Genomic DNA, 23,380 nt, shown 5'->3' on the forward strand with positions numbered 1-23,380 from the left:
GATGGCCCGTGATCCAGATCGTGGAGCACGCACCGCACGAGGGCCCCTACGCCATCGGTGCCGCACTCGACGCGGCCGGGCTGCCGACCCGCGTCTGCCGGACCTGGGCGGGCGACCCGGTGCCGGAGACGGCCGACGACCTGGTGGGCCTGGTGGTGATGGGCGGGGCGATGGCCGCCTACGAGGACTTCCCCGGTCGTGGCGCGGAACTGACGCTGCTGCGCGCCGCGTTGGCGGCCGAGGTCCCTGTCCTGGGCGTGTGTCTCGGCGCGCAGTTGCTGGCCGTCGCGGCCGGCGGCGCGGGCCGTCCCGGCAGCGGCGCGCAGATCGGCTGGGCCGACGTACGGATGACGGCGGCCGCGCACACCGACGCCCTGTTCGCCGCCGTGCCCGAACGGCTGCGGGTACTGCACTGGCACGGCGACACGATGGACCTGCCGGCCGGGGCGACCCTGCTGGCCTCGTGCGACCGCTACCCGGTACAGGCGTTCCGGATCGGCGCCTCGGCGTGGGGAACGCAGTTCCACCTGGAGGTGGACGAGGCCGCGGTCGGCGCCTTCGCCGACGCGTTCCCGCAGGAGGCGGCCACCGCCCCCGGCCTGGTGGAGTCCGCACCCGCCGAACTGGCCGCGCTGGCCCGCCATCGCGACGGGGTGTTCGAGCGCTTCGCCGCCTTCGTCGCGGAACGGGCCGAACAGACGGCGACGCGCGCCTACTTCACCCGGCGGGCGGCGGACTGGGAGGAACGGTTCGCGCACGAGGGCCCCCGGTACGCGGCGGCGGTCGGCCGCATGGGACTCCGCCCAGGCCAGCGCGTCCTGGACCTGGGCTGCGGCACCGGCCGCGCGCTGCCCGCGCTGCGCGCCAGGGTCGGCGACGCGGGCCTCGTCGTAGGCATCGACCTCACGCCCGCGATGCTCGCCGCCGCGCTCCGCGAAGGCCGTGACAAGGACGGCCGGCTGCTCCTGGCCGACGCCTGCCGACTCCCGCTGCCGACCGCCGCGGTGGACGCGGTCTTCAGCGCGGGCCTGGTCAACCACGTACCCGACCCGGTGACGGCCCTGCGTGAATGGGCCCGGGTCACCGCCCCGGACGGCACCCTGCTGCTGTTCCACCCCTCCGGCCGCGCCGAACGCGCCGCCCGCCACGGCCGCCCCCTCGACCCGGACGACCCCCTCGCCGAGGAGAACCTCCGCCCGGCCCTGCGGGCGACCGGCTGGGACCTGTCCCGCTACGAGGACGCGCCGCACCACTTCCTGGCCCGGGCGTCCCGGGTCGCCGGGTGACGTACGGGGATTACGCCCTGGAACCCGGCGTCGAGGGAGGACGCCCCGCCTGATCCCGGTCACCTGGGACGGCGCCGGCGCCCGCCCCCCATTCCCGCACGGCGCTGCCCTCGCGGATGCCCTCGCGGCCGTGGCACCGGACCGGCGGCCCGGACGGCCGGCACCCCTGATCCTGCTCACGCGGTGAAGCGAGCGGGCCGGACGGAATCCGATTGCCGAGAGTGATCCGGCTGGTTAGGTTCGCCGCATGGCTGATGACGAACCCACGCGGGCCGCGCGCCTGCTCGATGCCCAGGCCAAGGCCGCCCTGCTCTTCACGGCGATCGAGGAGCGCGGACTCGTGGCCCCCGGCGAGGGCGAGCGCGCGGTCAGCGACCGGGTCCGCGACCTCGCCAACGAGATGTTCGGCACGACCCGGCACTGGCACAAGCGGATCGTGCGCTCCGGCCCGAACACCCTCAAGCCGTACAAGGAGAACCCGCCGGACCGGGTGATCGACAGCGACGACATCGTGTTCGCCGACTTCGGACCGATCTTCGAGGAGTACGAGGCCGACTTCGGCCGGACCTTCGTCCTGGGCGACGACCCGGTCAAGCACCGGCTGCGCGACGACCTGCCCAAGGTGTTCGCGGCCGGCAGGCGCTTCTACGAGAACACCCCGGACATCACCGGCCGGCGCCTGCACACCGAGATCTCCCGCCTGGCCGACAAGTCCGGCTGGGAGCTGGGCGGCTGGCACGCCGGACACCTGGTCGGCGAGTTCCCCCACGAATCGATCGAGGGCGCCCACGTCGAGTCGTACATCACCGCCGACAACGACACTCCACTGCGCCGCACCGACAAGGCGGGCCGGACCTGCCACTGGATCCTGGAGATCCATCTCGTCGACAGCGCACGTGGATTCGGCGGTTTCTACGAGGAGTTGCTCACTCTCTGATTCCTCTGCTCCCTCTGACACCGACCGGGTGCCCTGTCTGCGGCCATAGTTGATCCATGGGAACTGTCGTGGCGCTGTACCGGTATCCGGTGAAGTCGATGCTGGGCGAGGCCGTGATCGCCGTGGCGGTCACGGAGAGCGGGCTCTCCGGAGACCGGGTATATGCCGTCCTCGACGGGACGGGCGCGATCGGCAGCGCCAAACATCCGCGGAAGTGGGGGGAGTTGCTGCGCTGCCGGAGCCGTTTCGACGACTCCGGCGCGGTCCGGGTCGTCCTGCCGGACGGGACCGCGCTCCCGGTCGAAGACCCGGACCTGGACGGGGAGTTGTCCGAGCTGCTGGGCCGCCGGGTGTTCGTCTCGGCCGTCGTGCCGGAGCGGAGCAGACTGGAGCGCGCGGTGCCCGAGTACGAGGGCGGAGTCCCGGACGCCGTACGGGAGTCGGCGACCGTGGACGCGACGGGGGACAGCATCACCACGGGCGGGGTCGCCCCGGGGACGTTCTTCGACTTCGGCCGGATCCATCTCGTCACCACGGCGGCCCTGGACCGGATGCGGACCGTGCATCCCGCCGGGGACTTCGACGCACGCCGCTTCCGGCCGAACCTGGTCGTGAACACCCTTGACGGGCCCGGCTTTCCGGAGGACACCTGGGTGGGGTCGCGCCTGCGCGTGGGGGAGGCCCTGTTCCGGGTGCTGGTCCCCACACCCCGCTGTGTGATCCCCACCCTCGGCCACGACGAACTGCCGCCGGACCCCGGCATCATGCGTGCCGTCGCCCGCGAACACCGGATACCCGTCTTCGACCTGGGCAGGCTGTCGTGCCTCGGCGTGTACCTGGACGTACTGGAGGCGGGCACGGTCCGGGTGGGCGACCCGATCACGTTGGAGGCGACTGGCCGCCCACGTGTCTCCCCCTGACGCCCGGTCACTCCACGAAGCGGTACTTCAGATGGGTGGCGAGGGGCGTCTCGACCACCCTGACCTGCTCGACGCGCCGCCGTCCGGTGGCCGGCCCTTCGAAGAGCCGTAGTCCGTCGCCGAGGAGGGCGGGCACCACGTGCAGTTGGAGTTCCTCGATGAGGCCGGCCCCGAGGTACTGCCGTACGGTGCTCGCACCGCCCGCGATGTCGACGTTCCGGTCGCCCGCGACCGCCTTCGCCCGACTCAGAGCGCTGTGAATGCCCTCGGTGACGAAGGTGAAGGTGGTGCCGCCCTCCTTGACGAGGGTGGGCCGAGGGTGGTGGGTGAGCACGAAGACCGGGGTCCGGAAGGGCGGGTCGGCGCCCCAGAACTCCTCGCCGGTGTCGTACATCATCCGGCCCATCACCACCGCACCGGTGGCGTCGAACCACTCACGCATCAACTCGGAGTCGCGGTTCTCCTCCCCACCGGCCATGCCCTGGCGCTCCCGCCAGCTCGCCAGGTTGTGGATCCACTCGAAGAGCGGCTCGGCGCCGTCGCCGCCCGGGTTGTCGACGGTGACATCGGTGCCGGCGATATAGCCGTCGAGGGAGATGGCCAGATCCGCGGTTACGGTCACGGTGGTGCTCCTGAGTCGTGGAGGTGCTGCCTTCACTCTCACGTCGATCGGGAACCGGCGCATTCGACACACCGCCGACCGTCGACCGCAGTACAGATCGGCGGTGAGGGGGGTCAGTTCGTTGAGGAGGAGAATGACAGCCCCTCTCCGATCCTTCTCCGCCCTAATGAGTATCCCCATTACGAAAAAGGAGCGACGCGCTCACGAAACAGGCTCCTGTGCCCCCTCGCCGAGATAAGCCCGCTCCAGCAGACCGGGATCCGCCGCGAGTTGCGCGGCAGGCCCGCTCAGCACTGTCGTGCCGTGCACCAGGACCACCGCCCGGTCCGACACATCGAGTGCCAGTCGGACGTGCTGTTCGACCAACACCACCGCCGTGCCGGTGTCCTCGGCGATCCGGCGGACGACCGGGAGCAGCTCCTCCACGATCACTGGTGCCAGCCCCATGCTCAACTCGTCGACGAGCAGCACCCGGGGATCCTGGATCATGGCCCGGCCCAGCGCCAGCATCTGCTGCTCCCCGCCGGAGAGCATTCCGGCCGCGACCTTCAGCCGTTTGCCGAGCGCGGGAAAGAAGTCGAGCACCTGGTCCACGCCGCTGCCCCGGCGCCGTCGCGCGAGGACCAGGTTGTCGCGCACGGTGAGCTGGGTGAACAGGGACCGGTCGTCGGGCACGAGGACCAGGCCCCGCCGGGCGACCTCACGCGCCCGGCCGCCACGGACCTCCCGGCCGTCGAGGGTGACCGACCCGCCCAGGCGCGGCAGCAGCCCGGCGAGTGTCGTCAACAGGGTTGTCTTTCCGGCTCCATTGGGCCCCAGCAGGGCAGTGACCTCACCGGGGAGCAGTTTCAGGTCGAAGCCGCGCACCACCGGCCGTCCCTTGGTGTAGCCCGCGTCCACGCCCTCGCACGTCAGCAGTTCCCGCCCGGTCACTGGACGACCTCCCCACGTACCTGGTCCGTATCCGCGTCCACGTGTGTCGCACCGAGGTAGGCGGTGGCGACCCGTGGATCCGCCTTGATCTCGGCGGGAGTTCCGTCCGCGATGACCTTTCCGATGTCCAGGACGACGATCCGGTCGCACACGTCGAGCACCAGCCCCATGTCGTGGTCGATGAGCAGGACCGTCACGCCGTCGGCCCGCACGGCCCGCAGCCGGTCGCCCAGCCAGCGGCTCTCGGAGCTGTCCAGGCCGGCCGCGGGTTCGTCGAGGAGCAGCATCCGGGGGCGGCCGGCCAGGGCGCGCGCGATGGACACCAACTGCCGCCTGCCCTGGGAGAGTTCACGCGCCGGCTGGTCCCGGAACCGGCTCAGGTGCAGTGTCTCGAACAGCCGGTTGCGCAGGTCCAGTCCCCGCATGGTGCCGACGTGGTCGCCGCCGTGCCGGGCCGCCGCCTCGCCGACCAGCACGTTCTCCTCCACGCTGAGGTCCTCGTACAGCTCGATGCCCTGGAAGGTGCGTCCGAGGCCCGCCCGCCCCCGCTGGTGCGGCTTCAGCGAGGAGATCGTCCGGCCGTCGAACTCGACCGTTCCGGTACTGCGGTTGTAGCCGCTGATCGCGTCGAGGAGGGTGGTCTTCCCGGCGCCGTTGGGTCCGATCACGCCCACGATCTCGCCCGAGCGCACCTCGAAGGAGACCGCGTCGACGGCCACCACACCGCCGTAGCGCACCCCGACATCGCGCACCGCGAGGACCACCTCGCCCGGATCGGGGACTGGTGGACGGGCGCCCGGTGCCGTGTCGGTGAGGGCTTCGGTGTCCCGGTCGTCCCCGGTGTCGACGGCTGCGGGACGGCGCAAGCGCCGTAGCCGGGCCGTCAGTTCGTGTGCCGGGCCGACGACGCCTTCGGGGTTGGTGATCACGGTGAGGACGAGACCGATGCCCATGATCACGTCGTACCACTCGCCGATGGACAGGGCCCGGTCCAGGAGGACGGGGAGCAGGCCGCCGGCTCCCATCACCCCGGCGACGAGGCCGCCGGACAGGGAGGTGATGCCGGCCAGGTAGGCGGTCGCGAACAGGCCGAGACCGCCGATCGCGGTGAACATCTCGGCGTCGGCGACGGTCTGTTGGTAGCCCATGAGGGCGCCGCCGAGGCCGGCGATGAACGCGCCGATCGCGAAGGCGACGATCTTCGTACGGGCGACGTCGATACCCGCCGCCGCGGCCGACCGCTCATTGGCGCGCACGGCGAGCATCGCGGCGCCGAGCCGGCTGCGGCGCAGCCATGCCACGCCCAGGCCGACCAGCAGCAGCACGACGAGACACAGCAGCGCGAACGGGATGCGCGGATAGTCCTCGCCGGACCCGATGCCCAGGTCGATCCCGAACAGGTGCGGCGAGGGAACCTTCGAGCCGCCCAGGCCGCCGTTGAGTTCGGTGTTGCGGAACCAGAACGCCTCCAGCGCCACCGCCAGCGCGACTGTGACCACCGCCGCCGGCAGGCCGCGGATCCGTAGCGCGGGGAGCCCGATCACGACCCCGATCACCGTCGCCGCCAAGGCGGCCAGCAGCGGGGCGATCGGAAAGGGTATACCCCATCCGACGCTCAGCTTGCTCAGGCTGAACGCGCCGACGCCCGCCAGGGTCAACTGGGCCAGCGAGATCTGCCCGGCGAACCCGGTGACGACCACCAGCGACAGCGAGATCACCGCCAGCGTCAGCGAGGTGATCACCGCGGCGCGGATGCTTCCGGTGGTGGCGAAGAGCACGACGACACCGAGGACCGTACTCGCGACGGCCGGGACCAGGATGCGGTCGGGCCGTGGTGCCCGGCCCAGCGCCTGCTGGATCAGCGAGCCACGGGTGGGCAGCGGCCGTCCGCGGACCACGAGGTAGGCCAGGATGACGGCCAGCGGCACCAGTTGGGCCAGGCCGGTCTGCGGGAGCCACGACCACTTGCCTTGCAGGAACTGCACCTCCGACTGCAGCATCCCGATGACCAGACCCGCTCCCACGGCCGGGATCAGCGCGGTGAAGTTGCCGACCAGCGCCGCCGCCAGGGCCGGCACGATGAACAGTGTGTAGGAGACCGGGACCAGCGGCACGATCGGTGCGATCAGGATGCCGGACAGACCGGCGATGGCCGAGCTGAGCGCCCAGTTCGCCACCGCGATCCGCTCCGGCGACAGTCCGCTGACCAGCGCGCCCTTCTCCGACTCCGCCGCCGCCCGGGCGGTGAGACCGAAGCGGGTCAGCCGGAACACCAGCGCCAGGACGACGGTCAGTAGGACGATCACCGCCGCGAACCAGAGCCGGTCGCCGGGGATGAGCGAACCGCCCCAGGACACCGGGTCGTTGGGCAGGATGGCCTTGACCGAGACCGCGCTGGTCCCCACCCCCGCGGCGAGCACGGCCTGGATGACCAGCATCACCCCGATCGAGGCGACGGCCTTGGCCACCGGGGGCGCGGTCCGCAGCGGCCGGAAGACCAGTCCGTACAACGCCACCCCCAGTGCGGCGGCCAGGACGAGGGAGATGACCACCGCCGGGAAGAGGCCGAGCGGACCGCCGATCCCGACCTTCTTCGGTACGCCCGGCAGCGGCACCAGCAACTCGCCCTGGCGCAGGAAGGCGTAGGTGTACGCGCTGTACAACGCGATCGCCCCGGTGGCGAAGTTGACCACTCCGGAACTGCGGAAGGTGAGCACCAGCGCCAGCGCGAGCGCGCCGAACACCGCCCCACTTCCCAGTCCCAGCAACAGAAACACGACGTACTCGCTCATCGGCTGGACCGTCCCCTCCGGTTGCTGCGGACTACTGCGCGAACAACGGGCTGGGATCGACGAGCCGCATCTTTCCCAGCTTGCCGTCGGACGACACCGTGCCGGTGACCTCCTTGGCCGAGCAGGCGGCCGGCAGTCCCGGTACCGCCTTGGAGTCGCAGCTGAACGTGATGCCGTGGCCGGCGGGCAGCACGACGTTCTTCGCCGAGCGCAGCGCCGCGGTGATCGTCTTCGGTGTGACCGTGCCGGTCAGACCGTGCAGGGCGCGGACCAGGCCGAGCACGCCCTGGTAGCCGATCGCCGCATAGCCCTGGGTCGGGGTGTCGGGGCTGTACTCCTTCATCACCTGCCGGTAGAGCTGCGCTTCGAGGTCGTCGCTGGCCACGTCGAAGCTGCTGAACACCTGCACGCCGTCCATGCCCGCGCCCACCGCGTCGACGACCTCGGGGGACACACACGACTGGACGGTCATCCGGGCGATGCCGGCGCCGAGCGTGCCCATGGCCTGGAGCACCGAGGTGCACACGGTCGGGTCCGCCACGACGGCGACGGCGTCGGGCTTGTCGCGCAGCGCGGCACTGACCTGCGGTGAGGCGTCCGGTGTGCCGGCCGCCACCGTGACGATCTGGAGGCCGATGCCCGCCTTCGCGAAGACCGGCTTGCCGATGGCCTGGATCCCGCTGACCGCGGCCGGGGCGTCGATCACGAACGCGGCGACCTTCTTGTACCCCTTCTCCTTCGCGTAGGCGGCCATCGACGTCATGGTCGTCGGGAAACCGCCGGTCCAGGAGAAGGCGTTGGCGGTGGTGCCCTCGGAGTTGCTCGCGGCGATGGACGTCGTCCAGGGAATGCCCGCCCGGGTCACGATCGGCACCATGGAGTCGCCCAGACCACTGCTGGTCAGGACCACCGCGTCGACCTTCTTCTCGACCATCTGGTTGGCGCAGTCCCGCGCCGTCGCCGGCTCCTCCTTGGTCTTGCAGACCACGAACTCGATCGGCCTGCCCGCGATCCCGCCGAGGTTGGCGTTGACGTACTTCCGGGCCGCCTCGGCGGCCTCCCGGTTCTCGGGCTGGCTGATCGCCGAGCCGCCCTCATTGGTGATGAGCCCGATCGTGACCGGCGCGCCGGTGGCCTTCTTCCCGGGGAACGCGCTCGCCAGCGCGGCCGGGATCTTCGTGCTGTCCGAGGTGGTGGCGCCACCGGCGCTGCCACCGCATCCGGCCAGCAGGAGCGTGGCCGACACCAGCGCCACCGAGGCGCGCGACCGGGGTGAGGAGATGGCTCGTCCGACCGACTCGATCATGTCTGCGTCCCAACGTGTCGGCGAGTGCCCGGCACTCGCTGCGATCAGCGACCGGCGGCGCCGTGGGCCGAAGCCGCGGCGACGTCGCCGTCCGAGAGGGTGAAGAGAGAGCCGCGAGTGGGGGTCGATCGGCATGGAGGCCGGCCGCCGCGGCAGACCAGTGCCGGCCGGCGTGCCGAGAACTTGACGTAGCAACTGGGCCCGCAAGCAAGAAGAGTATACGTAATTGCCTGTCGCTGGAATGGGTCGTACGGGACTTGTCGTTGTGGTCGACGCCCGTTGCGGCGCCACGTAGGGAATGAGGGGCCGGAATGCAAAGACGCAGCAGGCCGGGTGGGCTGCTGCGTCCGAGCGGGTGCGCCGGTTCAGTGACCGCGATGGACCCAGCCCTCGTCGTGCCAGTACGTCCTGAGGTTCGCCATCGGCTCGGGCCAGGTCTCGATGTAGGTGACGCCCTCGGGCCCGGCCGTCATGAGATAGGGAGTTGTGGCCTCGCTGATCCAGAACTCGCCCGGACCGATGGTCCGGCTGCCCTCTTCCCCGTCCTTGCCCCAGGTGACGTGGAACTCGCCGCCGAAGACGATGATCAACTCATCGAGGTTGTGATGGTGGCGGGGCACCGGGAAATTCGGCGCGCACCGCAGCCCGTTCAGATTGAACGACGGGTCCACCCTGGTCGACCACCACATGTTCCCTTTGAAGGTCTGCTCCATGTCGACCGGTGCGTCGGCCAGGAGTCCGCCCTCGTGCCACAGATACGTGGGTTCGGACTGGTCGACCGGCAACTCGATCCAACCGTCGTCCGACAGCAGATTGAAGAACTCGATTCCCATGTCCCGATACTGGGGACCCGGGTGGGACATGTCATACGTGAATCCCGATGAGCGGAACCTCTCGACGACACGGTGTCCGGCCGCGCATACGGTCGCCGCGTGACTCTTACATTCGGTGATCTGGTGGAAGACGCGGACTGGGTTCCCATGGGCCTGGAGCAGCAGGGCCATCCGAAGTACTTCTGGAACGACGGCGGTCTGCTGCGGGACGCGCCCGTGGACTTCGCGGCGACGTTCGACGGGGCGATGTGGGTGACCACCAAGCCCATCGACATCCCGCGCTTCAACCGCAACCCGCTGCGTGTGCGCCCGAACTTCACGGTGCCCCGGCACCACCACAACGTCGACGAGATGCTGTTCGTCTTCGCCGGCGAGTACAGCATCGAGCACTACGAGGCGGGCGAGCCGCAGACCGTGAAGGTGGGCCCGGGGGACTTCTTCCTCAGCCGGGCCGGCACGCCGTACACGATGACGGCGGGACCCGAGGGTGTCACCTACATCGAGACCTGGCCGAAGCCGGTGACCGAGTTGGAGACGTACTGGCACGACGTCGGCTGGGTCCGCCGGTAGCTCGCCGACATGATCGTGTCCCGGCCCCTGCGGGCCGGGACCACGGATCGGACGGGTGTCAGTCCGTCCAGAGGAAGCGGTCGGCCACCCGGTGGTGGTTGTAGATGGTCATCTCCTGCTCCTCGCTCAGCCGGTGCCCGTCGAAGCTGGGGGAGTGCATGCCCACGGTCACCTCCTTGGCGTTCAGCAGGTCCTGCGTGAAGATCTCGCCGAGGTCCGCCTCACGGAAGTCCTCGAAGAACTGCGGCTGGAAGTCCCGCTTCTTGTCGTAGTCGGCGACCGGGACCTGGTCCAGGCTGAAGATCTCGAAGAGGCAACTGTCCGGGTCCATGCCGTTGGGCCGCGCCCGGTAGCCGAACACCGAACCCTGGTTCGGCAGCAGGATCGTGTTCGGGAACACGTTCCACGCCGTACCGGCCTCCGCCCACTGCTGCGGGGTGATCTCCGGCCAGTCGTAGCCCTCGGCGATCGACAGGTCCCGGTAGAGCTGGAGGTAGTACTGACCGGCGGTCATCCCCTCGGGCACGTCCGCGGTCTTGAGTGCCTCGGCGGCCCGCCAGCTCCGCTCGTTCTCCAGACCGCGCATGTCGTCGGCGATGTACTGCACGCTCAGCGCGACGGAGAGCCGCTCGTCGGTGATGCCGCCCGTGCCCCGGTTGGCCGGGTCCTTGCCGACGTCCTTCTTCTTCGGGCCGACACTCGAATAGTGCGCGTGCCGCTCGTACACGGTCGTGGGCGCCCACATCCGCGCTTCGAGTTCCTTCATCGAGGCGATGTTCGTGTTCGACTTGTCGAAGCGGTACAGCTGCGGATGCGTCCCCGCCACGTGGTACGCCTCGAGGAACCCGTCCAGCGCGGTCTTCCAATTGCACGGCAGCAGCACGCTCTTGTGCCACCGGTAGCGCATGTTCTCGAACTGGAACGGCGCGAAGATCCGCGGAATCGGGTCGAGGTATTCGAGCAGCGGTTTCGCGTCGGGGTCCATGTTGATGAACACGAACCCGCCCCACTGCTCCGCCCGTACCTGGACCAGGCCCAGGTCGTCGTCCGAGCGCGGCACGAACTCCTCACGGTCGAGCACCAGCCTGATGGAACCGTCCAGGTTCCAACGCCAGCCGTGGAACGGGCAGATGAGCGAACCGACCCGGCCCCGGCCGCGCGCCAGCCGCGTACCGCGATGCCGGCACGCGTTGAAATAGGCGCGGATCGAGTCCTTGGCCTCCCGCACGATCAGGATCGAGTGACCACCGATCTCGTACTCCACGAAACAACCCACACCCGGCAGTTCCTCCAGCCGGCAGGCCATCAGCCACGCCCGCGTGAAGACCTTCTCCAGCTCCAGTTTGAGGAACTCGGGGTCCAGATAACGGCCCTTGGGCACGAACGCACGAGAAAGCCGGTACTTCTCCGGGACCTTCTCGGGAGGTACATCGCCCTCGAACCAGGGGACACGACGGCCCACTTGCGGCTCAACCACGGCAGACACCGAACATCACTCCTTCCACTGCTCACGCACGGTCATGTCAGCCGGCGTCGGGGCCGGCGACCTCGGTCCCGTCGGCGCTCCGCACCACATGGATGCAGTTGCCCGGGCACTCGTCGGCGGCGTCGATCACGTCCAGGCGCAGCCGCTCCGGCACATCGGCCTGCGCGCCCTCGGGCGTCAGCAGTTCCCCGTCCTCGCCGTTCTTGACGTAGGCCAGTGCGTCGTCGCCGAACTCGAAGACATCGGGGGCGTATTGGGTGCACAGGCCGTCACCCGTGCACAGTTTCTGATCGATCCACACCCGCACTTCATCGCTCACGAGCCTCGCCCTCCTCGTCCGCAGAAAGCCGTCCGTCATCGCGGTGGCCCGTGACAGCGACTCTCCACGCGGCGTCCCGGAGCGTCCACCGACCGTCCCATCAGCCGGGACCGGAGCCGACGGCCCTGATCGGAGCCGCCCTACACTCGGCCGGCCGACCACCGCCGACCCCTGCCGACCGCTGCGGTCTGGTGCCCACACTCCCCATCACCCCAGGAGGCCGGCCCGTGGCCGAGACCGTGACCACAGACATCCTCATCGTCGGAGCCGGCCCGATCGGGCTCTACGGCGCCTACTGCGCGGGCTTCCGCGGACTGCGGACCGTCCTGGTCGACGCGCTGCCGCAGTGCGGTGGCCAGATCACCGCGCTCTACCCGGAGAAGGAGATCCGCGACATCGCCGCCGTCCCCGGCACCCGCGGCCGCGACGTCGTCGGCGCCCTCAAGGACCAGGCCGACGCGTTCGACCCGACCTACCTCCTCGGCCGCCAGGCCGTCGACCTCGCCCACACGCCCGACGGACGCCCGCAGGTCACCCTCTCCGACGGCACCACGGTCGACGCGGGCGCGGTCGTACTGACCGCCGGGATCGGCACGTTCACCCCGCGCACCCTCCCGGCCGGGGAGGAGTTCCTCGGCCGCGGACTGAGCTACTTCGTCCCGGACCCCGCCGAGCACTCCGACCGTGACGTCCTCGTCGTCGGCGGCGGGGACAGCGCGGTCGACTGGGCCCTCGCCCTGCACCCGATCGCCCGGTCGGTGACCCTCGTGCACCGGCGCGGCACGTTCCGCGCCCATGCGGCGAGCGTGCGCGAACTGCACGACCGCGGAGTCGACATCGTCACCAACGCCCAGGTGGAGACGCTGACCGGCGACGACCTGCTGCGCCAGGCGCAGCTGCGGGTCGACGGGGAGGCGGAGCCCCGGGTGCTGAAGGTGGACGCGGTCGTGGCGGCGCTCGGCTTCATCAGCAACCTCGGACCGCTCGCCGACTGGGGTGTCGCACTGGAGCGGCGCACGATCGTCGTCGACACCAGGATGCGCACCACGGTCGACCGGGTCTACGCCGCCGGCGACGTCACCGCCTACCCCGGCAAGGTCCGGCTGATGTCCGTCGGCTTCGGGGAGGTGGCGACCGCGGTCAACAACGCGGCCGTCGCCCTGGACCCGGCGCTGTCCCTGTTCCCCGGTCACTCGACCGAGTCCGCCTGAACACAGCACTCCCTCTCGAAGAGACCGTCTTCGAGAGGGAGTTGAGGACACTCCTCCGGGTTACCGACCGCCGTCGGCCATGTCTACGGCGGCGATGTAGGAGAACGCCATCGACGAGCCGACGGGACCGCCCGCGCCCGGGTAGATCCGGCCGGACATCGGAGCCATCGTGTTGCCCGACGCGTACAGACCGGAGATCACCGAGCCGTCGGGCCGCAGCACGCGCGCGTGCTCATCCGTCTTCAGGCCCCCCTTGGTCCCCAGGTCGGACAGCACGATCGTGGCCGCGTAGAACGGCGGCTTGTCGATCACCCCGAGACAGGGGTTGGGCCCGTCGGTGTGGGCCCCCGCCATGTGCGTGATCATCAGGTCCCAGGGATCCTCGCCCCGGCCGAACTGCTCGTCCTTGCCGCCACGGGCATACCCGTTGAACCGCTCGACGCTCTCGGTGAGCGACCCCGCGGGCAGGCCGATCAGCTCCGCGAGTTCCTCCAGTGTGTCGGCCCGCTTCAGTACACCTGCGGCGAGGAACTTGTCGACGTCGAACCAGCCGGGTACCTGCGGCGCCACCGGCAGCCCGGCGAAAGCCCGCTTGTTGTCGAGCTGGCGCTGGTCGAACACCCAGTGCGTGGGCAGGTGCGACACGTGCGAGGACCGGTGCGCCCTGAGCATCTCGTGACCGGCGCGGTCGTAGGGGAGACGTTCGTTGAGGTAGCGCTGACCGGCGGAGTTGACCCAGATGCCGCTCCACACCGAGGTGTAGAACACCGGGCGGGTGTCGGGTACGACCAGGCCCGGCGCGAACCAGGACTCGTCGAGCAGGTCCGTCGCCGCGCCGATGTCGATGCCCGCGGTGAGGGCGTCGCCGGTGTTGCCGGGGCAGCCCTGGGTCCACTCGTCGGCGACTCCGGGCTGGAAGCGTTCACGCAGCGCGCCGTTCCGCTCGTAACCGCCGGCTGCCAGGAGTACGCCCCGGTGGGCACGGAAGGTCACCAACTCGCCCTTGCTCCGGGCCTCGACGCCGACGACCGCGCCGTCCTCCACGAGGAGGCGCTCCAGCGCGGTGTTCGTCAGCACGGTTCCGTTGCCGGTCTCCATGAACGCGAGCAGCGCACGCCCGATGAGGGCCTGACCGCCGATCATCTCCGAGCCCGGATCGACACCCCAGCGCTCCGTCCACAGCGGCCTGCGCACCAGCGGTTCCAGATCACCGAGTTCGGACCGGTCGAGGTTCTCGGGGAAGATCGTGCGGCCCTGGGCCAGGCTGCCGGGCCGTCCGGCGAAGTAGTCGGGCACGCCCTGCCAGAAGAACCGGCCGAACCGCGGGTTCTTCTCCAACTCGTCGATCAGCGTGGGCCCCGCCTGGAGGAAGGCCTCCCGCAGTGCGGCGGGCGAGTCGTCGCCGACGATCGCGTCGAGGTAGGGACGGGCGAGGTCGGGACCGTCCTCGACCCCGGCGCGCTGCTCGGCCGCGTTGCCGGGCAGCCACATCCCGGCGCCCGAATAGGCCGTGGTCCCGCCCACGTACTCCGTCTTCTCGATGACCAGCGTGCGCAGCCCGCGAGAGGCCGCGGCGTATGCGCCGACCAGGCCCGCGCCCGAGCCGACGACGATGACGTCGTAGGAATCAGTTGTGCGTTCTCCGCTCATGACGCGGTTCCTCTCCTCGGATGTCGAGCAGGATTCAGCGCACTTGGTTCCGGCCCGCGTTCGACGCCGCCTCCAGGTGCGCGAACCCCTGGGCGGCCTCCTCGTCGAGTTCCATGACCTCGACGAAGTGCCCCAGCTCGGCCGTCATGTCGAGATAGCCGAAACGGATGGCACCACTGTCCCCGTACTGCTTCCACGACCTGCCGCTCGCGGCGACGATCGCCGACGCCTCGTCGAAGTCGTCGACGCGGAAGCCCAGATGGTGCAGCGTCGCCGGTTCCCCGGGCCTGACGGCTCCGCGATAGAGATCGACCATGCCGCCGACCGGGCGGATGATTTCGAGATTGGTCGGCCCGGCGTTGACCAGGGCGACATCGATGACCCACTCGTCGGCGGGCACACCGTCCACCACGACGAAGGTGGAGCGCTGCTCGTCGCCGCCGACGGGGGGCCGGCCACCGCCCAGCGACGACTTGAAGTGCTTGACGCACTCGACCGTCCCCAGCTTCGACTCCAGGAACGCGGCCGCGGCGTCGATGTCGTCCGTCACATATCCGAGCTGCATGAAGTTGCGGAAGAGATCACTCAACGATCGCACTCGGTACCCCCTTGATCCGGTGATCCGGTTGGCCCGATGGACCACGGGGCACGACTGTCCCCCCGCCTCCGGCAGCCGTCCATCGCAAGTCCCACCAGACGGAATCGGGCCGCGTCGCAGCGGCGTCGGCATGGCACGCTACGGCGATGACCACATCGAGTGCGGGGACGGCGCCGGTGACCGTGGACCGGGCAGCGATCGAGCACCGGCTCTTCACGCTGCGCAAGTCGGTCGTACAGCTCGAATCCCTCGGCTCGCTGGACCGTGCGCGCCTGGAGAGCGACCCGGGCACCGGACTGGCCGTCGAGCGCATCCTCGCGCTCCTGAACGACCTGGCCCTCGCCATCAACCGGCACGTCTCGGCGGCGGTGTTGGGGGAAGCACCGGGGACCCCAGCCGACGCGTTCGGCGCCGCTGCGACGGCGGGGCTGATCGATGCCGGCCTGGCGAGCGCGCTGGCACCGGAGGACGGTCCGCACCACATCCTCGTGCAGCTGTACCTGGACGCCGAACCCGAACGGGTCGAGGCGGTCGTGGCCGCCGCGCGGTCCGGATACCGGGAGTACGCACGCCAGGTCACCGACTGGTGTGAAGGTTCAAACGGCGGCGGCTAGAGTGCGACCATGACCACGACGCCACGCTGGCTGGATGCCGAGGAGCGGCGGGCCTGGCTCGCCTATGTCGAGTTCTCCACGCTCCTCTCCGACCACCTGAACCGTCAGTTGCGTCGCGACGCGGGGATGACACACGCCGACTACATCCTGCTGGCTCACCTGTCCTCGGTTCCGCAGGGCACGCTGACCATGTCGGAGCTCGCCGAGCGCCTCAAGATCACCCGCAGTCGGCTGACCCACGCCGTGACCCGCCTCCAGGAGGCCGGTTACCTCGACCGCTACGAGGACCCCGCGAACCGGCGCAGTCAACTCGCCGAACTCACCGCGCAGGGACGCGAGTTCCTGGAACACGCGGCCCCCGGTCACGTCGAGGCCGTACGCCGCGCGGTCTTCGACCCGCTGACGCCCGAGCAGGTCCGCCAGTTCGCGGAGATCGGCGAGGCGATCAACGCCGCACTCCATCGGGAGGAGGACGCCGGGGACGACCAGGAGGCGCTGCCCTGGCGCCGACGCTAGGTGATCGATTCCAAGGGGTTTGGTGCTCGTGGGCGGTCAAGGCGCGGCGGAGTTGCGCAGCTGCCGCGAGGCAGTCCCGATGTCGGTGCGTGAAAACAGAGTCGGACTCACTCACGACCGCGCTCGCCTCGACTGAGCAGGGGATCGTGGCATTCCCGGCGTGGATACCGTCGACTACGGTGCCAGCACGATTCTGCCGAAGACCTCGCCCGCGTCCATCTTCTGGTGCGCCAGCACGGCTGCGTCCAGTGGCAGCACCTCGTGCACCACTGTTTCGATCTCACCCCGGCTCGCTGCGGCGAACTGCTCGCTCCGCACGGCACGCCGGTCGGCTCCGCTGACGGTGGCCGCGCTGAAGGCGGCGAAGGACATCGACTTCTGGAACGCCGCCATGATCCTCGCGCCGAAGTCCGCCGGTGGCTGGCCTGCGACAGCGCCCACGGCCACCACGCGACCGTTCGGGTTGAGCCGGTCGAAGAACGACGGCATGTCCTTGCCGGCCACCACGTCGATGATGACGTCATACCCTGCGGGAGCTGGTTCCCCTCCGTCGCCGGAGCGGTCCAGCACATGGGTCGCGCCGAGGCGTCGCAGCTGCTCGCCGCGCTCGGCCGAGGAGGTGGTGACCGCCACCGCGGCGGCACCGCCGCGAGCGGCGAGTTGCACGGCCATGATCCCGATGCCGCCGGCCGCACCACGCACCAGGACCGTCTCCCCGGGGGCGAAGTGGGCGTGACGGAGCCCGAAGTGGGCCACCACGCCGGAACTGCCGAGTGTCACCGCATCGACTGCGGACAGGTTCACGGGCAGGGGAATGATCTCCTCGACCGGTGCGAGGGCCTGTTCGACGTAGGCTCCGCCGGTGCCGGTGAAACCCCACACCCGCCCGCCGATCCACGAGGCGTCGACGCCGTCACCGACCGCGGTCACGGTGCCCGCCACCTCGCTGCCCGGGATATGGCCCTCCTCGAAGCCGTAAGCGGCCAGGGCCCCGCTTCGGATCACAGTGTCGACTCCACCGACGCCCACGGCCTCGGTGGCGATCACCACCTGTCCGGCGGCAGGTACGGGAGGCGGCAGGTCGACAACAGCCAGACCTTCAGGACCTCCGTATGTCCGGATCGCGATCGCCTTCAGTGTCGTCTCCCATGTTCTCGGACGCGGCAGGGGTTCGGTTCCGGTGCTGTGCGCCCCGATGATCTCGGTGAGCTGCTACGTCCTGAACGCTAACGGACGCCCCCGTCCGTTTAGATAAAGTGAGAGCATGACCGACCGTCTGCCTCACACCCTGCGTTCCGACGCGCTGGACAACCGCGAGCGCATCCTCGATGCGGCCCGGGCACTGTTCTCCGCCGACGGCCTGGACGTGCCGATGCGGGAGATCGCGCGGTGCGCGAGGGTCGGACCTGCCACCTTGTACCGTCACTTTCCGACCAAGCAGGTGCTGGCCACCGAAGCCTTCGCGGACCAGTTGCGCGCATGTCGCGCCATCGTCGACGAGGGGTGCGCCGATCCCGATCCGTGGCGCGGCCTCTGCCTGGTGATCGAGAAGATCTGTGAGCTGCACGCGCGGGATCGGGGTTTCAGCGAAGCCTTCATGTCGGCCTTTCCGGGGGCGTCGGATGTCGCGGGCCGCGAGTACACGGTGAAAGCGGTCGCCGGACTGGCCCAGCGGGCCAAGGACGCAGGGCACCTGCGGTCCGACTTCGTCCTGGACGACCTCCTTCTCATCCTCATGGCCAACAAGGGGATCCACACCAGATCGACCGACACCCAGGTCATGGCCTCCCGACGCTTCGCAGGGTTGGCGATCCAGGCACTCGAAGCCTGCCCTCAGCACGCACCGCTACCACCACCGGCACGACTGGTAACCGCAGCACCGGACAGCGCCTGACCGTGGGCGAGCGGCATCCACGCTCGACGCAGGCATCACTGAACCCCCTTGATGAGCCGGAGGGGGTCGGCGCCCGGGATGTCAGCCGCCAACTCTCTTTGTCCGGGGGAAGTTGCGGGCATGACCGCTGACAGCGGATCGCGGTACCGACGTCGCGACGTCCCGGCGGAAAATGCCTCGCGGTGCGGCCGGGACGGGCTGAGACTCGTGTCATGACCGACATGGAGGCGTTCCGGGACGCGGTGACCGCGTGGGCGACCGGTGGCCCCGGCGATCTGGCGCACGAACTGGCCGGGCGGTTGCCCGTCCGTACGGCCGTCCTGCTCGAAGGACCGAGCGACGTCGCGGCGGTCGACGCGCTGGCGCGGAGTCGCGGTCGGAACCTGGCGGCCGAGGGGGTCTGCGTCCTGTCGATCGGCGGTGCGATGAGCGTCGGGCACTATGCCGGCCTCCTCGGTTCACCCGGCCTGGGTCTGCGCCTCACAGGACTCTGCGACGAGGCGGAACGCCCCTACTACGCCCGCGGTTTCGAACGGGCCGGTGCGGCAGAGCAGAACTTCTTCGTCTGCGCGGCGGATCTGGAGGACGAGCTGATCCACGTGCTGGGCGTGACACGCGTGGAGGAACTCGTCGGAGCGGAAGGCGACTTGCGTGCCCTGAAGACCTTCCTCCGCCAGCCCGCCCAGCGGGGCCGCGCCCCGCAACAGCAGTTCAGGCGCTTCCTCGGCACGAAGAAGGGGCGCAAGATCCACTACGGCCGCGTCCTCACCGAGGCCCTCGACCCCGAACGCGTCCCGGCACCGCTCGACGGGTTGCTGTCCAGCGTCTGACCGCCCATGCCATGACATCCACAACCTTCACGGGACATCACGCACTCTGGACAAGCCGTGCTCGGACAGGGAGGGTACGAACATGGGCATGCAGCGTATGACCGTGCAGACTCAACTGGTGCTGCGCACTCTGCTGGAGGAGCCCACCAGACCGCGATACGGCCTTGAGATGTGCGAGTTGGCAGGGCTGCCGTCAGGAACGATCTATCCGATTCTGGCCCGGCTGGAACAGTTCGGCTGGGTGGACAGCGTCTGGGAGGACCCAGCCGTGCATGTAGAGGGTGGGCGCCCGCGCCGTCGCCTCTACTCGATCACAGCGGACGGCGCGAAACAGGCTCGCGCCGCCCTGACGATGGCCTACCGCGCCCGCAGGCTGCCGGTACCCGGATGGGCCGCCGCCCCTCCAAGGCCGTAGAGCAGACCGCCCCCGAGGAAGGCATCCGCGTGTCCGATCCAGGCGGCCAGATTCCGTACTGGGACACGGCCGCGGCAACGAAGACCTTCACCCACCCACTCCATCTGCCCTGGCTGAAGGGGCTCAGCAGGCACGCCGCGATTCTCGACTACGGCTGCGGCTACGGCCGCACCATGGGAGATCTCGCACACCACGGCTTCGACAACCTGACGGGCACCGACACCTCACCGGCAATGATCAAACGGGCCCAACACCTGCACCCCACCCTGCACTTCGCCACCCTGGACAACCCGCCGGTGTGGCCTTCTCCGCGTGCCGGCTACGACGCGGTACTGCTCTTCGCCGTGCTGACCTGCGTCCCGGACGAAGAAGCCCAACACCGTTTGATCGCCGAGCTGAACCGCGTACTCAAGCCCGGTGGAATCCTCTACATCAGCGACCTCCTCCTCCAGGACGACGAACGCAACCGCCGCCGCTACGACCGCTACACAGCCCGCTACGGCAACTACGGCGTATTCGAGACCGACGACGGCGCGGTGTGCCGACACCATTCGCGTGGATGGCTCACCACCTTGCTGAGCGGCTTCGAAACCATCGACCTCCGCACCATGGCGGTGCCCACGATGAACGGACATGAGTCGACGGGGATCCAAATCCTGGCCCGCAAACCTGCTGTGCTCTGAGCGCGCTCGAAGCGGTGAACGGCCCCGGCGACGTGATCGCCGAGAGCGTCGAGGTTCGTGCTGAAGGCGGGATGCACGACGCCCTCGCATGAACCCGCACTCGCCGTGGCGCCGGACCAGTGACCCAACGCCCTCGTCACCGAGGGCCAGACGGGCCGGTGCCACACCCAACGTCGAGCACGACATCGGCCGGTGCGGGCGGTGTATTTCGACGGCCAACTGGAGCCTCGGGCGATGTCGATGACGCTGTTCCGCTCGGTGTCCCGGCCGTGTCCCTGGACGACGGCCGCAGCGGTCGAGGGGCGTGATCAGGGCTTCGGTCGTGGCCTGGAAGCGGGTGCCGATGAGCGGTCCGGCGGCACCGAGGGCTTTGTCCTGCGCTTTCAACTGCCCGACCAGCGTGGTGGCTTCGGCGACCTGGGCCTTGGTCCTGTCGTCGGCGGCCGCCCTTGGTTGTGCGGCCTCCTTCGCCACGGTCTGCGACTGCTTGACGGTCTGTTGTCCGGTGCCGTGCGGGCGCACACTCCACGTGCCTTCGTCATCGAACCGCGACCGATGCGGCAGAGCAGTGTGCGGGCGGCGCGAATGCCGGATACTCGTGATCGGCGGGGCACGTGGGTGCTGTGCCGACAGGAGGTGCGCGGGCGCATGGCGATATCTTGGCGCGTCCTGGCCGGACGGATTCCCACCTGGTTGCGCGACCATGATCCGGGGCTCGCGGCGACCCGCCGGGCCGCGCGCACCGCGCTGGTGATGCCCGCGCTGTTCGCCCTGTGCAGTCAGGTGCTGGACTCATCGACGATGGCGACCTTCGCGGCGTTCGGCTCGTTCTCGATGCTCCTGCTGGTGGAGTTCACCGGCCCCATGGTGCAGCGGCTGCGGGCGCACGTGGGTCTGGCCGTGGCCTGGGCGGTCCTCATCTGCCTCGGCACGCTGGTGGCCCGGACGACCTGGCTGGCGGTCACAGTGATGGTCCTGGTGGGTTTTCTGGTGCTGTTCTCCGGTGTCGTCAGCTCCGTTCTCGCGGGCGCAACGACCGCGTTGCTGCTGGCCTTCATCCTCCCGGTGACCTCGCCCGCCCCGCTGGCACAGTTGCCCGACCGTCTCGCCGGAGCGGGTCTCGCGGCGGCTGCGGCCATGCTCGCGATCTCCCTGCTGTGGCCCCGGCCCGCCGCGGACCCGCTCAGTGCACCCGCCGCCCGGGTCTGTCGCGCGGCCGCGGCGCAACTGCGTACCGACGCCTCATGGCTGGCCGGCGGCCCGGACGCGCCCACCAGCCGGCAGTGCGAGGTCACCGCCGGCCAGGCCGCCACGGCGGCGGCGGACCTGCGGACCGCCTTCGACGCCATGCTCTACCGGCCCACCGGTCTGTCCTCCGGATCCCGCGCACTGGTCCGGCTGGTCGACGAACTGACCTGGCTGAGCGCGATCGTGGCCGACAGCGGCCCGCCGCTGGAGGACCGCCGTGACTGCGACGCCGACGCGCATGCCGTACGGCGGGCGGCGGCCACGGCCCTGGACGAGGCCGCCGACATCCTCGACGCCCCGCGCAACCCGCCCGACGCCCTCCGCGCCGCCCTGGTGAACCTGCGCAAGGCCATGGACGGCATGGAACTCCGGGCAACGCACCGACTGCCCGTGCACGAGCCGAAGCCAGGCACGGAGTCGGAGGTCCGCGCCTTCCTCGAGACCCTCGATCTGTCGTTCCGCGCCCAGGAGTTGGGGTTCGCCACCCTCCAGATCGCCGGCAACGTGGACCTGGCCGCGGCCGCCGAACGCCGTAGCTGGCCCGAGCAGTTGCTGGGCACGGAACCGGGCGCGCTGACGCAGCCGCTGGCATCCGCCGTCGAGCGCGCCGCCGCACACCTGGAGCCGCGCTCGGTCTGGCTGCACAACAGCCTCCGGGGTGCGCTCGGCCTCGGCGTCGCGGTGGCCCTGGCGGACGCGACGAGTGTCCAGCACTCGTTCTGGGTCCTGCTGGGGACCCTGTCGGTGCTGCGATCCAACGCCCTCAACACCGGGCAGAACGCGCTGCGGGCGCTGGGCGGCACGCTGGTCGGCTCGCTCATCGGGACCGGGCTGCTCCAGCTCATCGGGCACCACAGCACCGTGCTCTGGTTCCTGCTCCCTGTCGCCGTGCTCGTCGCGGGCATCGCCCCCGCCGCCATCTCCTTCGCGGCGGGCCAGGCGGCCTTCACCGTCACCCTCGTCATCCTGTTCAACATCGGGCAGGACCCCGACTGGCACATCGTGCTGCTGCGGATCGAGGACATCGCCCTCGGCTGCGCGGTGAGCGTCCTGGTGGGCCTGTTCTTCTGGCCGCGTGGCGCCGCGGCCGCCGTCGACCGGGCGCTGTCGGCGGCGTACACCGAAAGTGCCCGCTACCTGGCCGGCGCGGTGGAGTACGCGGCCAGCCGCTGCAGCATCGGCTGCGTCCCGACGGACGCCCCGGTGGAGGCGGGCCGGCAGGCGGCCGCCGCGGCCCGCCGACTCGACGACGCCTTCCGCAGCTACCTCGCCGAACGCGGCGCCAAGCCGGTGCGGCTGTCCGACATGACCACCCTGGTCACCGGGATCGTAGGACTGCGCCTCGCCTCGGACGCGGTACTGGAACTGTGGCAGCGCAACGGCGGGGAGGAAGGGGAGCGACGGATCGAACCCGATCGCTCCGAGGCCCGGCTGACGCTGCTCGACACCGTCGGCCGGCTGGCCGACTGGTACCACGGCCTGGCCGCCGGCCTCGGCCGGCACACTCCCGTGCCCGATCCGCTGTCGCGCAACCCCGACGAGGAGGCACGCCTGGTCGACTCCCTGCGCCGCGACCTGCGCGACGACGACGGACACGCCACCGCGACAGCCGTCCGCATCATCTGGACCGCCGACCACCTCAACGCGGCCCGCCGCCTCCAGCCGAGCCTGGCGGCCGCGGCGAAGCCGAGCGATCCGGCCTGACGCGGCGGGCGAG

The 23,380-nt window shown here is 70.1% G+C and carries 22 protein-coding genes; 12 read left to right on the forward strand and 10 right to left on the reverse strand.

Translation table 11 applies throughout. The features are described 5' to 3' along the window. Window positions 1-8: 8 nt before the first annotated feature. The 3 genes from AB0M63_RS29080 (at window position 9) to AB0M63_RS29090 (ending at window position 3,143) form a co-directional block, all read left to right on the forward strand. The gene (locus tag AB0M63_RS29080; RefSeq protein ID WP_366021515.1) at window positions 9-1,286 is read left to right on the forward strand and encodes a methyltransferase domain-containing protein; all 1,278 of its coding nucleotides are present in this window, start codon (window positions 9-11) and stop codon (window positions 1,284-1,286) included. 247 nt (window positions 1,287-1,533) lie between these two features. Continuing rightward, on the forward strand, window positions 1,534-2,223 hold the full coding sequence (locus tag AB0M63_RS29085; RefSeq protein WP_366021516.1) for a M24 family metallopeptidase: 690 nt from the start codon (window positions 1,534-1,536) through the stop codon (window positions 2,221-2,223). A 56-nt stretch (window positions 2,224-2,279) separates the two neighbouring features. Continuing rightward, the gene (locus AB0M63_RS29090; protein WP_366021517.1) at window positions 2,280-3,143 is read left to right on the forward strand and encodes an MOSC domain-containing protein; all 864 of its coding nucleotides are present in this window, start codon (window positions 2,280-2,282) and stop codon (window positions 3,141-3,143) included. A 7-nt stretch (window positions 3,144-3,150) separates the two neighbouring features. Here the strand turns inward: AB0M63_RS29090 and AB0M63_RS29095 are convergent, their stop codons facing one another. The 5 genes from AB0M63_RS29095 to AB0M63_RS29115 all read right to left on the reverse strand — a co-directional run bounded on the left by AB0M63_RS29095 (window position 3,151) and on the right by AB0M63_RS29115 (window position 9,629). Continuing rightward, window positions 3,151-3,765: a dihydrofolate reductase family protein gene (locus tag AB0M63_RS29095; RefSeq protein ID WP_355924250.1), complete on the reverse strand. Its 615-nt coding sequence runs from the start codon at window positions 3,763-3,765 to the stop codon at window positions 3,151-3,153. A gap of 201 nt (window positions 3,766-3,966) precedes the next feature. Next, complete coding sequence (locus AB0M63_RS29100) at window positions 3,967-4,698, reverse strand: ATP-binding cassette domain-containing protein (RefSeq protein ID WP_366021518.1); 732 nt, start codon at window positions 4,696-4,698, stop codon at window positions 3,967-3,969. Then, a complete protein-coding gene (locus tag AB0M63_RS29105; protein ID WP_366021519.1) occupies window positions 4,695-7,490 on the reverse strand; it encodes a branched-chain amino acid ABC transporter permease/ATP-binding protein in 2,796 nt (931 codons plus the stop codon). The genes AB0M63_RS29100 and AB0M63_RS29105 overlap by 4 nt, the downstream gene beginning before the upstream one ends. Before the next feature lie 31 nt (window positions 7,491-7,521). Then, window positions 7,522-8,796: an ABC transporter substrate-binding protein gene (locus tag AB0M63_RS29110; protein ID WP_366021520.1), complete on the reverse strand. Its 1,275-nt coding sequence runs from the start codon at window positions 8,794-8,796 to the stop codon at window positions 7,522-7,524. Between the two features lie 365 nt (window positions 8,797-9,161). Next, window positions 9,162-9,629 carry a hypothetical protein gene (locus tag AB0M63_RS29115; protein ID WP_355924242.1) on the reverse strand — a complete coding sequence of 156 codons (468 nt, stop codon included), beginning with the start codon at window positions 9,627-9,629 and terminating at the stop codon, window positions 9,162-9,164. 99 nt (window positions 9,630-9,728) lie between these two features. Here AB0M63_RS29115 and AB0M63_RS29120 point away from each other — a divergent pair, with 99 nt between their 5' ends. After that, the gene (locus tag AB0M63_RS29120; RefSeq protein WP_366021521.1) at window positions 9,729-10,199 is read left to right on the forward strand and encodes a cupin domain-containing protein; all 471 of its coding nucleotides are present in this window, start codon (window positions 9,729-9,731) and stop codon (window positions 10,197-10,199) included. Window positions 10,200-10,257: 58 nt separating this feature from the next. Here the strand turns inward: AB0M63_RS29120 and AB0M63_RS29125 are convergent, their stop codons facing one another. Then, window positions 10,258-11,685 (reverse strand): aromatic ring-hydroxylating dioxygenase subunit alpha, encoded by a 1,428-nt coding sequence (locus tag AB0M63_RS29125; protein ID WP_355924239.1) that lies wholly within the window; start codon window positions 11,683-11,685, stop codon window positions 10,258-10,260. A gap of 37 nt (window positions 11,686-11,722) precedes the next feature. After that, window positions 11,723-12,043, reverse strand: coding sequence for a ferredoxin (locus AB0M63_RS29130; protein ID WP_355924237.1), 321 nt, complete (start codon window positions 12,041-12,043; stop codon window positions 11,723-11,725). 188 nt (window positions 12,044-12,231) lie between these two features. Between AB0M63_RS29130 and AB0M63_RS29135 the strand changes: the two genes are divergently transcribed. Further along, the gene (locus tag AB0M63_RS29135; RefSeq protein ID WP_366021522.1) at window positions 12,232-13,215 is read left to right on the forward strand and encodes an NAD(P)/FAD-dependent oxidoreductase; all 984 of its coding nucleotides are present in this window, start codon (window positions 12,232-12,234) and stop codon (window positions 13,213-13,215) included. A 60-nt stretch (window positions 13,216-13,275) separates the two neighbouring features. On the opposite strand, the gene AB0M63_RS29140 is transcribed toward AB0M63_RS29135, so the two are convergent. After that, entirely contained in the window at window positions 13,276-14,865 is a 1,590-nt protein-coding gene (locus AB0M63_RS29140) for an FAD-dependent oxidoreductase (RefSeq protein ID WP_366021523.1), read from the reverse strand. A gap of 34 nt (window positions 14,866-14,899) precedes the next feature. Further along, the gene (locus AB0M63_RS29145; RefSeq protein WP_366021524.1) at window positions 14,900-15,463 is read right to left on the reverse strand and encodes a VOC family protein; all 564 of its coding nucleotides are present in this window, start codon (window positions 15,461-15,463) and stop codon (window positions 14,900-14,902) included. Window positions 15,464-15,609: 146 nt separating this feature from the next. Between AB0M63_RS29145 and AB0M63_RS29150 the strand changes: the two genes are divergently transcribed. Beyond that, on the forward strand, window positions 15,610-16,077 hold the full coding sequence (locus tag AB0M63_RS29150) for a HepT-like ribonuclease domain-containing protein (protein ID WP_355924229.1): 468 nt from the start codon (window positions 15,610-15,612) through the stop codon (window positions 16,075-16,077). 9 nt (window positions 16,078-16,086) lie between these two features. Next, the gene (locus AB0M63_RS29155; protein ID WP_355924227.1) at window positions 16,087-16,593 is read left to right on the forward strand and encodes a MarR family transcriptional regulator; all 507 of its coding nucleotides are present in this window, start codon (window positions 16,087-16,089) and stop codon (window positions 16,591-16,593) included. A 174-nt stretch (window positions 16,594-16,767) separates the two neighbouring features. Here AB0M63_RS29155 and AB0M63_RS29160 read toward each other — a convergent pair whose 3' ends face one another. Beyond that, a complete protein-coding gene (locus AB0M63_RS29160; protein ID WP_366021591.1) occupies window positions 16,768-17,730 on the reverse strand; it encodes a zinc-binding dehydrogenase in 963 nt (320 codons plus the stop codon). Window positions 17,731-17,857: 127 nt separating this feature from the next. Here AB0M63_RS29160 and AB0M63_RS29165 point away from each other — a divergent pair, with 127 nt between their 5' ends. The 5 genes from AB0M63_RS29165 to AB0M63_RS29185 all read left to right on the forward strand — a co-directional run bounded on the left by AB0M63_RS29165 (window position 17,858) and on the right by AB0M63_RS29185 (window position 23,367). After that, window positions 17,858-18,487: a helix-turn-helix domain-containing protein gene (locus AB0M63_RS29165; RefSeq protein ID WP_366021525.1), complete on the forward strand. Its 630-nt coding sequence runs from the start codon at window positions 17,858-17,860 to the stop codon at window positions 18,485-18,487. 212 nt (window positions 18,488-18,699) lie between these two features. Continuing rightward, window positions 18,700-19,317 carry a TOPRIM nucleotidyl transferase/hydrolase domain-containing protein gene (locus AB0M63_RS29170; RefSeq protein WP_366021526.1) on the forward strand — a complete coding sequence of 206 codons (618 nt, stop codon included), beginning with the start codon at window positions 18,700-18,702 and terminating at the stop codon, window positions 19,315-19,317. Window positions 19,318-19,399: 82 nt separating this feature from the next. Further along, window positions 19,400-19,732 carry a PadR family transcriptional regulator gene (locus tag AB0M63_RS29175; RefSeq protein WP_366021527.1) on the forward strand — a complete coding sequence of 111 codons (333 nt, stop codon included), beginning with the start codon at window positions 19,400-19,402 and terminating at the stop codon, window positions 19,730-19,732. Window positions 19,733-19,761: 29 nt separating this feature from the next. After that, a complete protein-coding gene (locus tag AB0M63_RS29180; RefSeq protein WP_366021528.1) occupies window positions 19,762-20,415 on the forward strand; it encodes a class I SAM-dependent methyltransferase in 654 nt (217 codons plus the stop codon). Between the two features lie 648 nt (window positions 20,416-21,063). Beyond that, window positions 21,064-23,367: an FUSC family protein gene (locus AB0M63_RS29185; protein ID WP_366021529.1), complete on the forward strand. Its 2,304-nt coding sequence runs from the start codon at window positions 21,064-21,066 to the stop codon at window positions 23,365-23,367. Window positions 23,368-23,380: the final 13 nt, after the last annotated feature.

The organism is Streptomyces sp. NPDC051576, assembly GCF_040681835.1.
GTDB lineage: Bacteria > Actinomycetota > Actinomycetes > Streptomycetales > Streptomycetaceae > Streptomyces.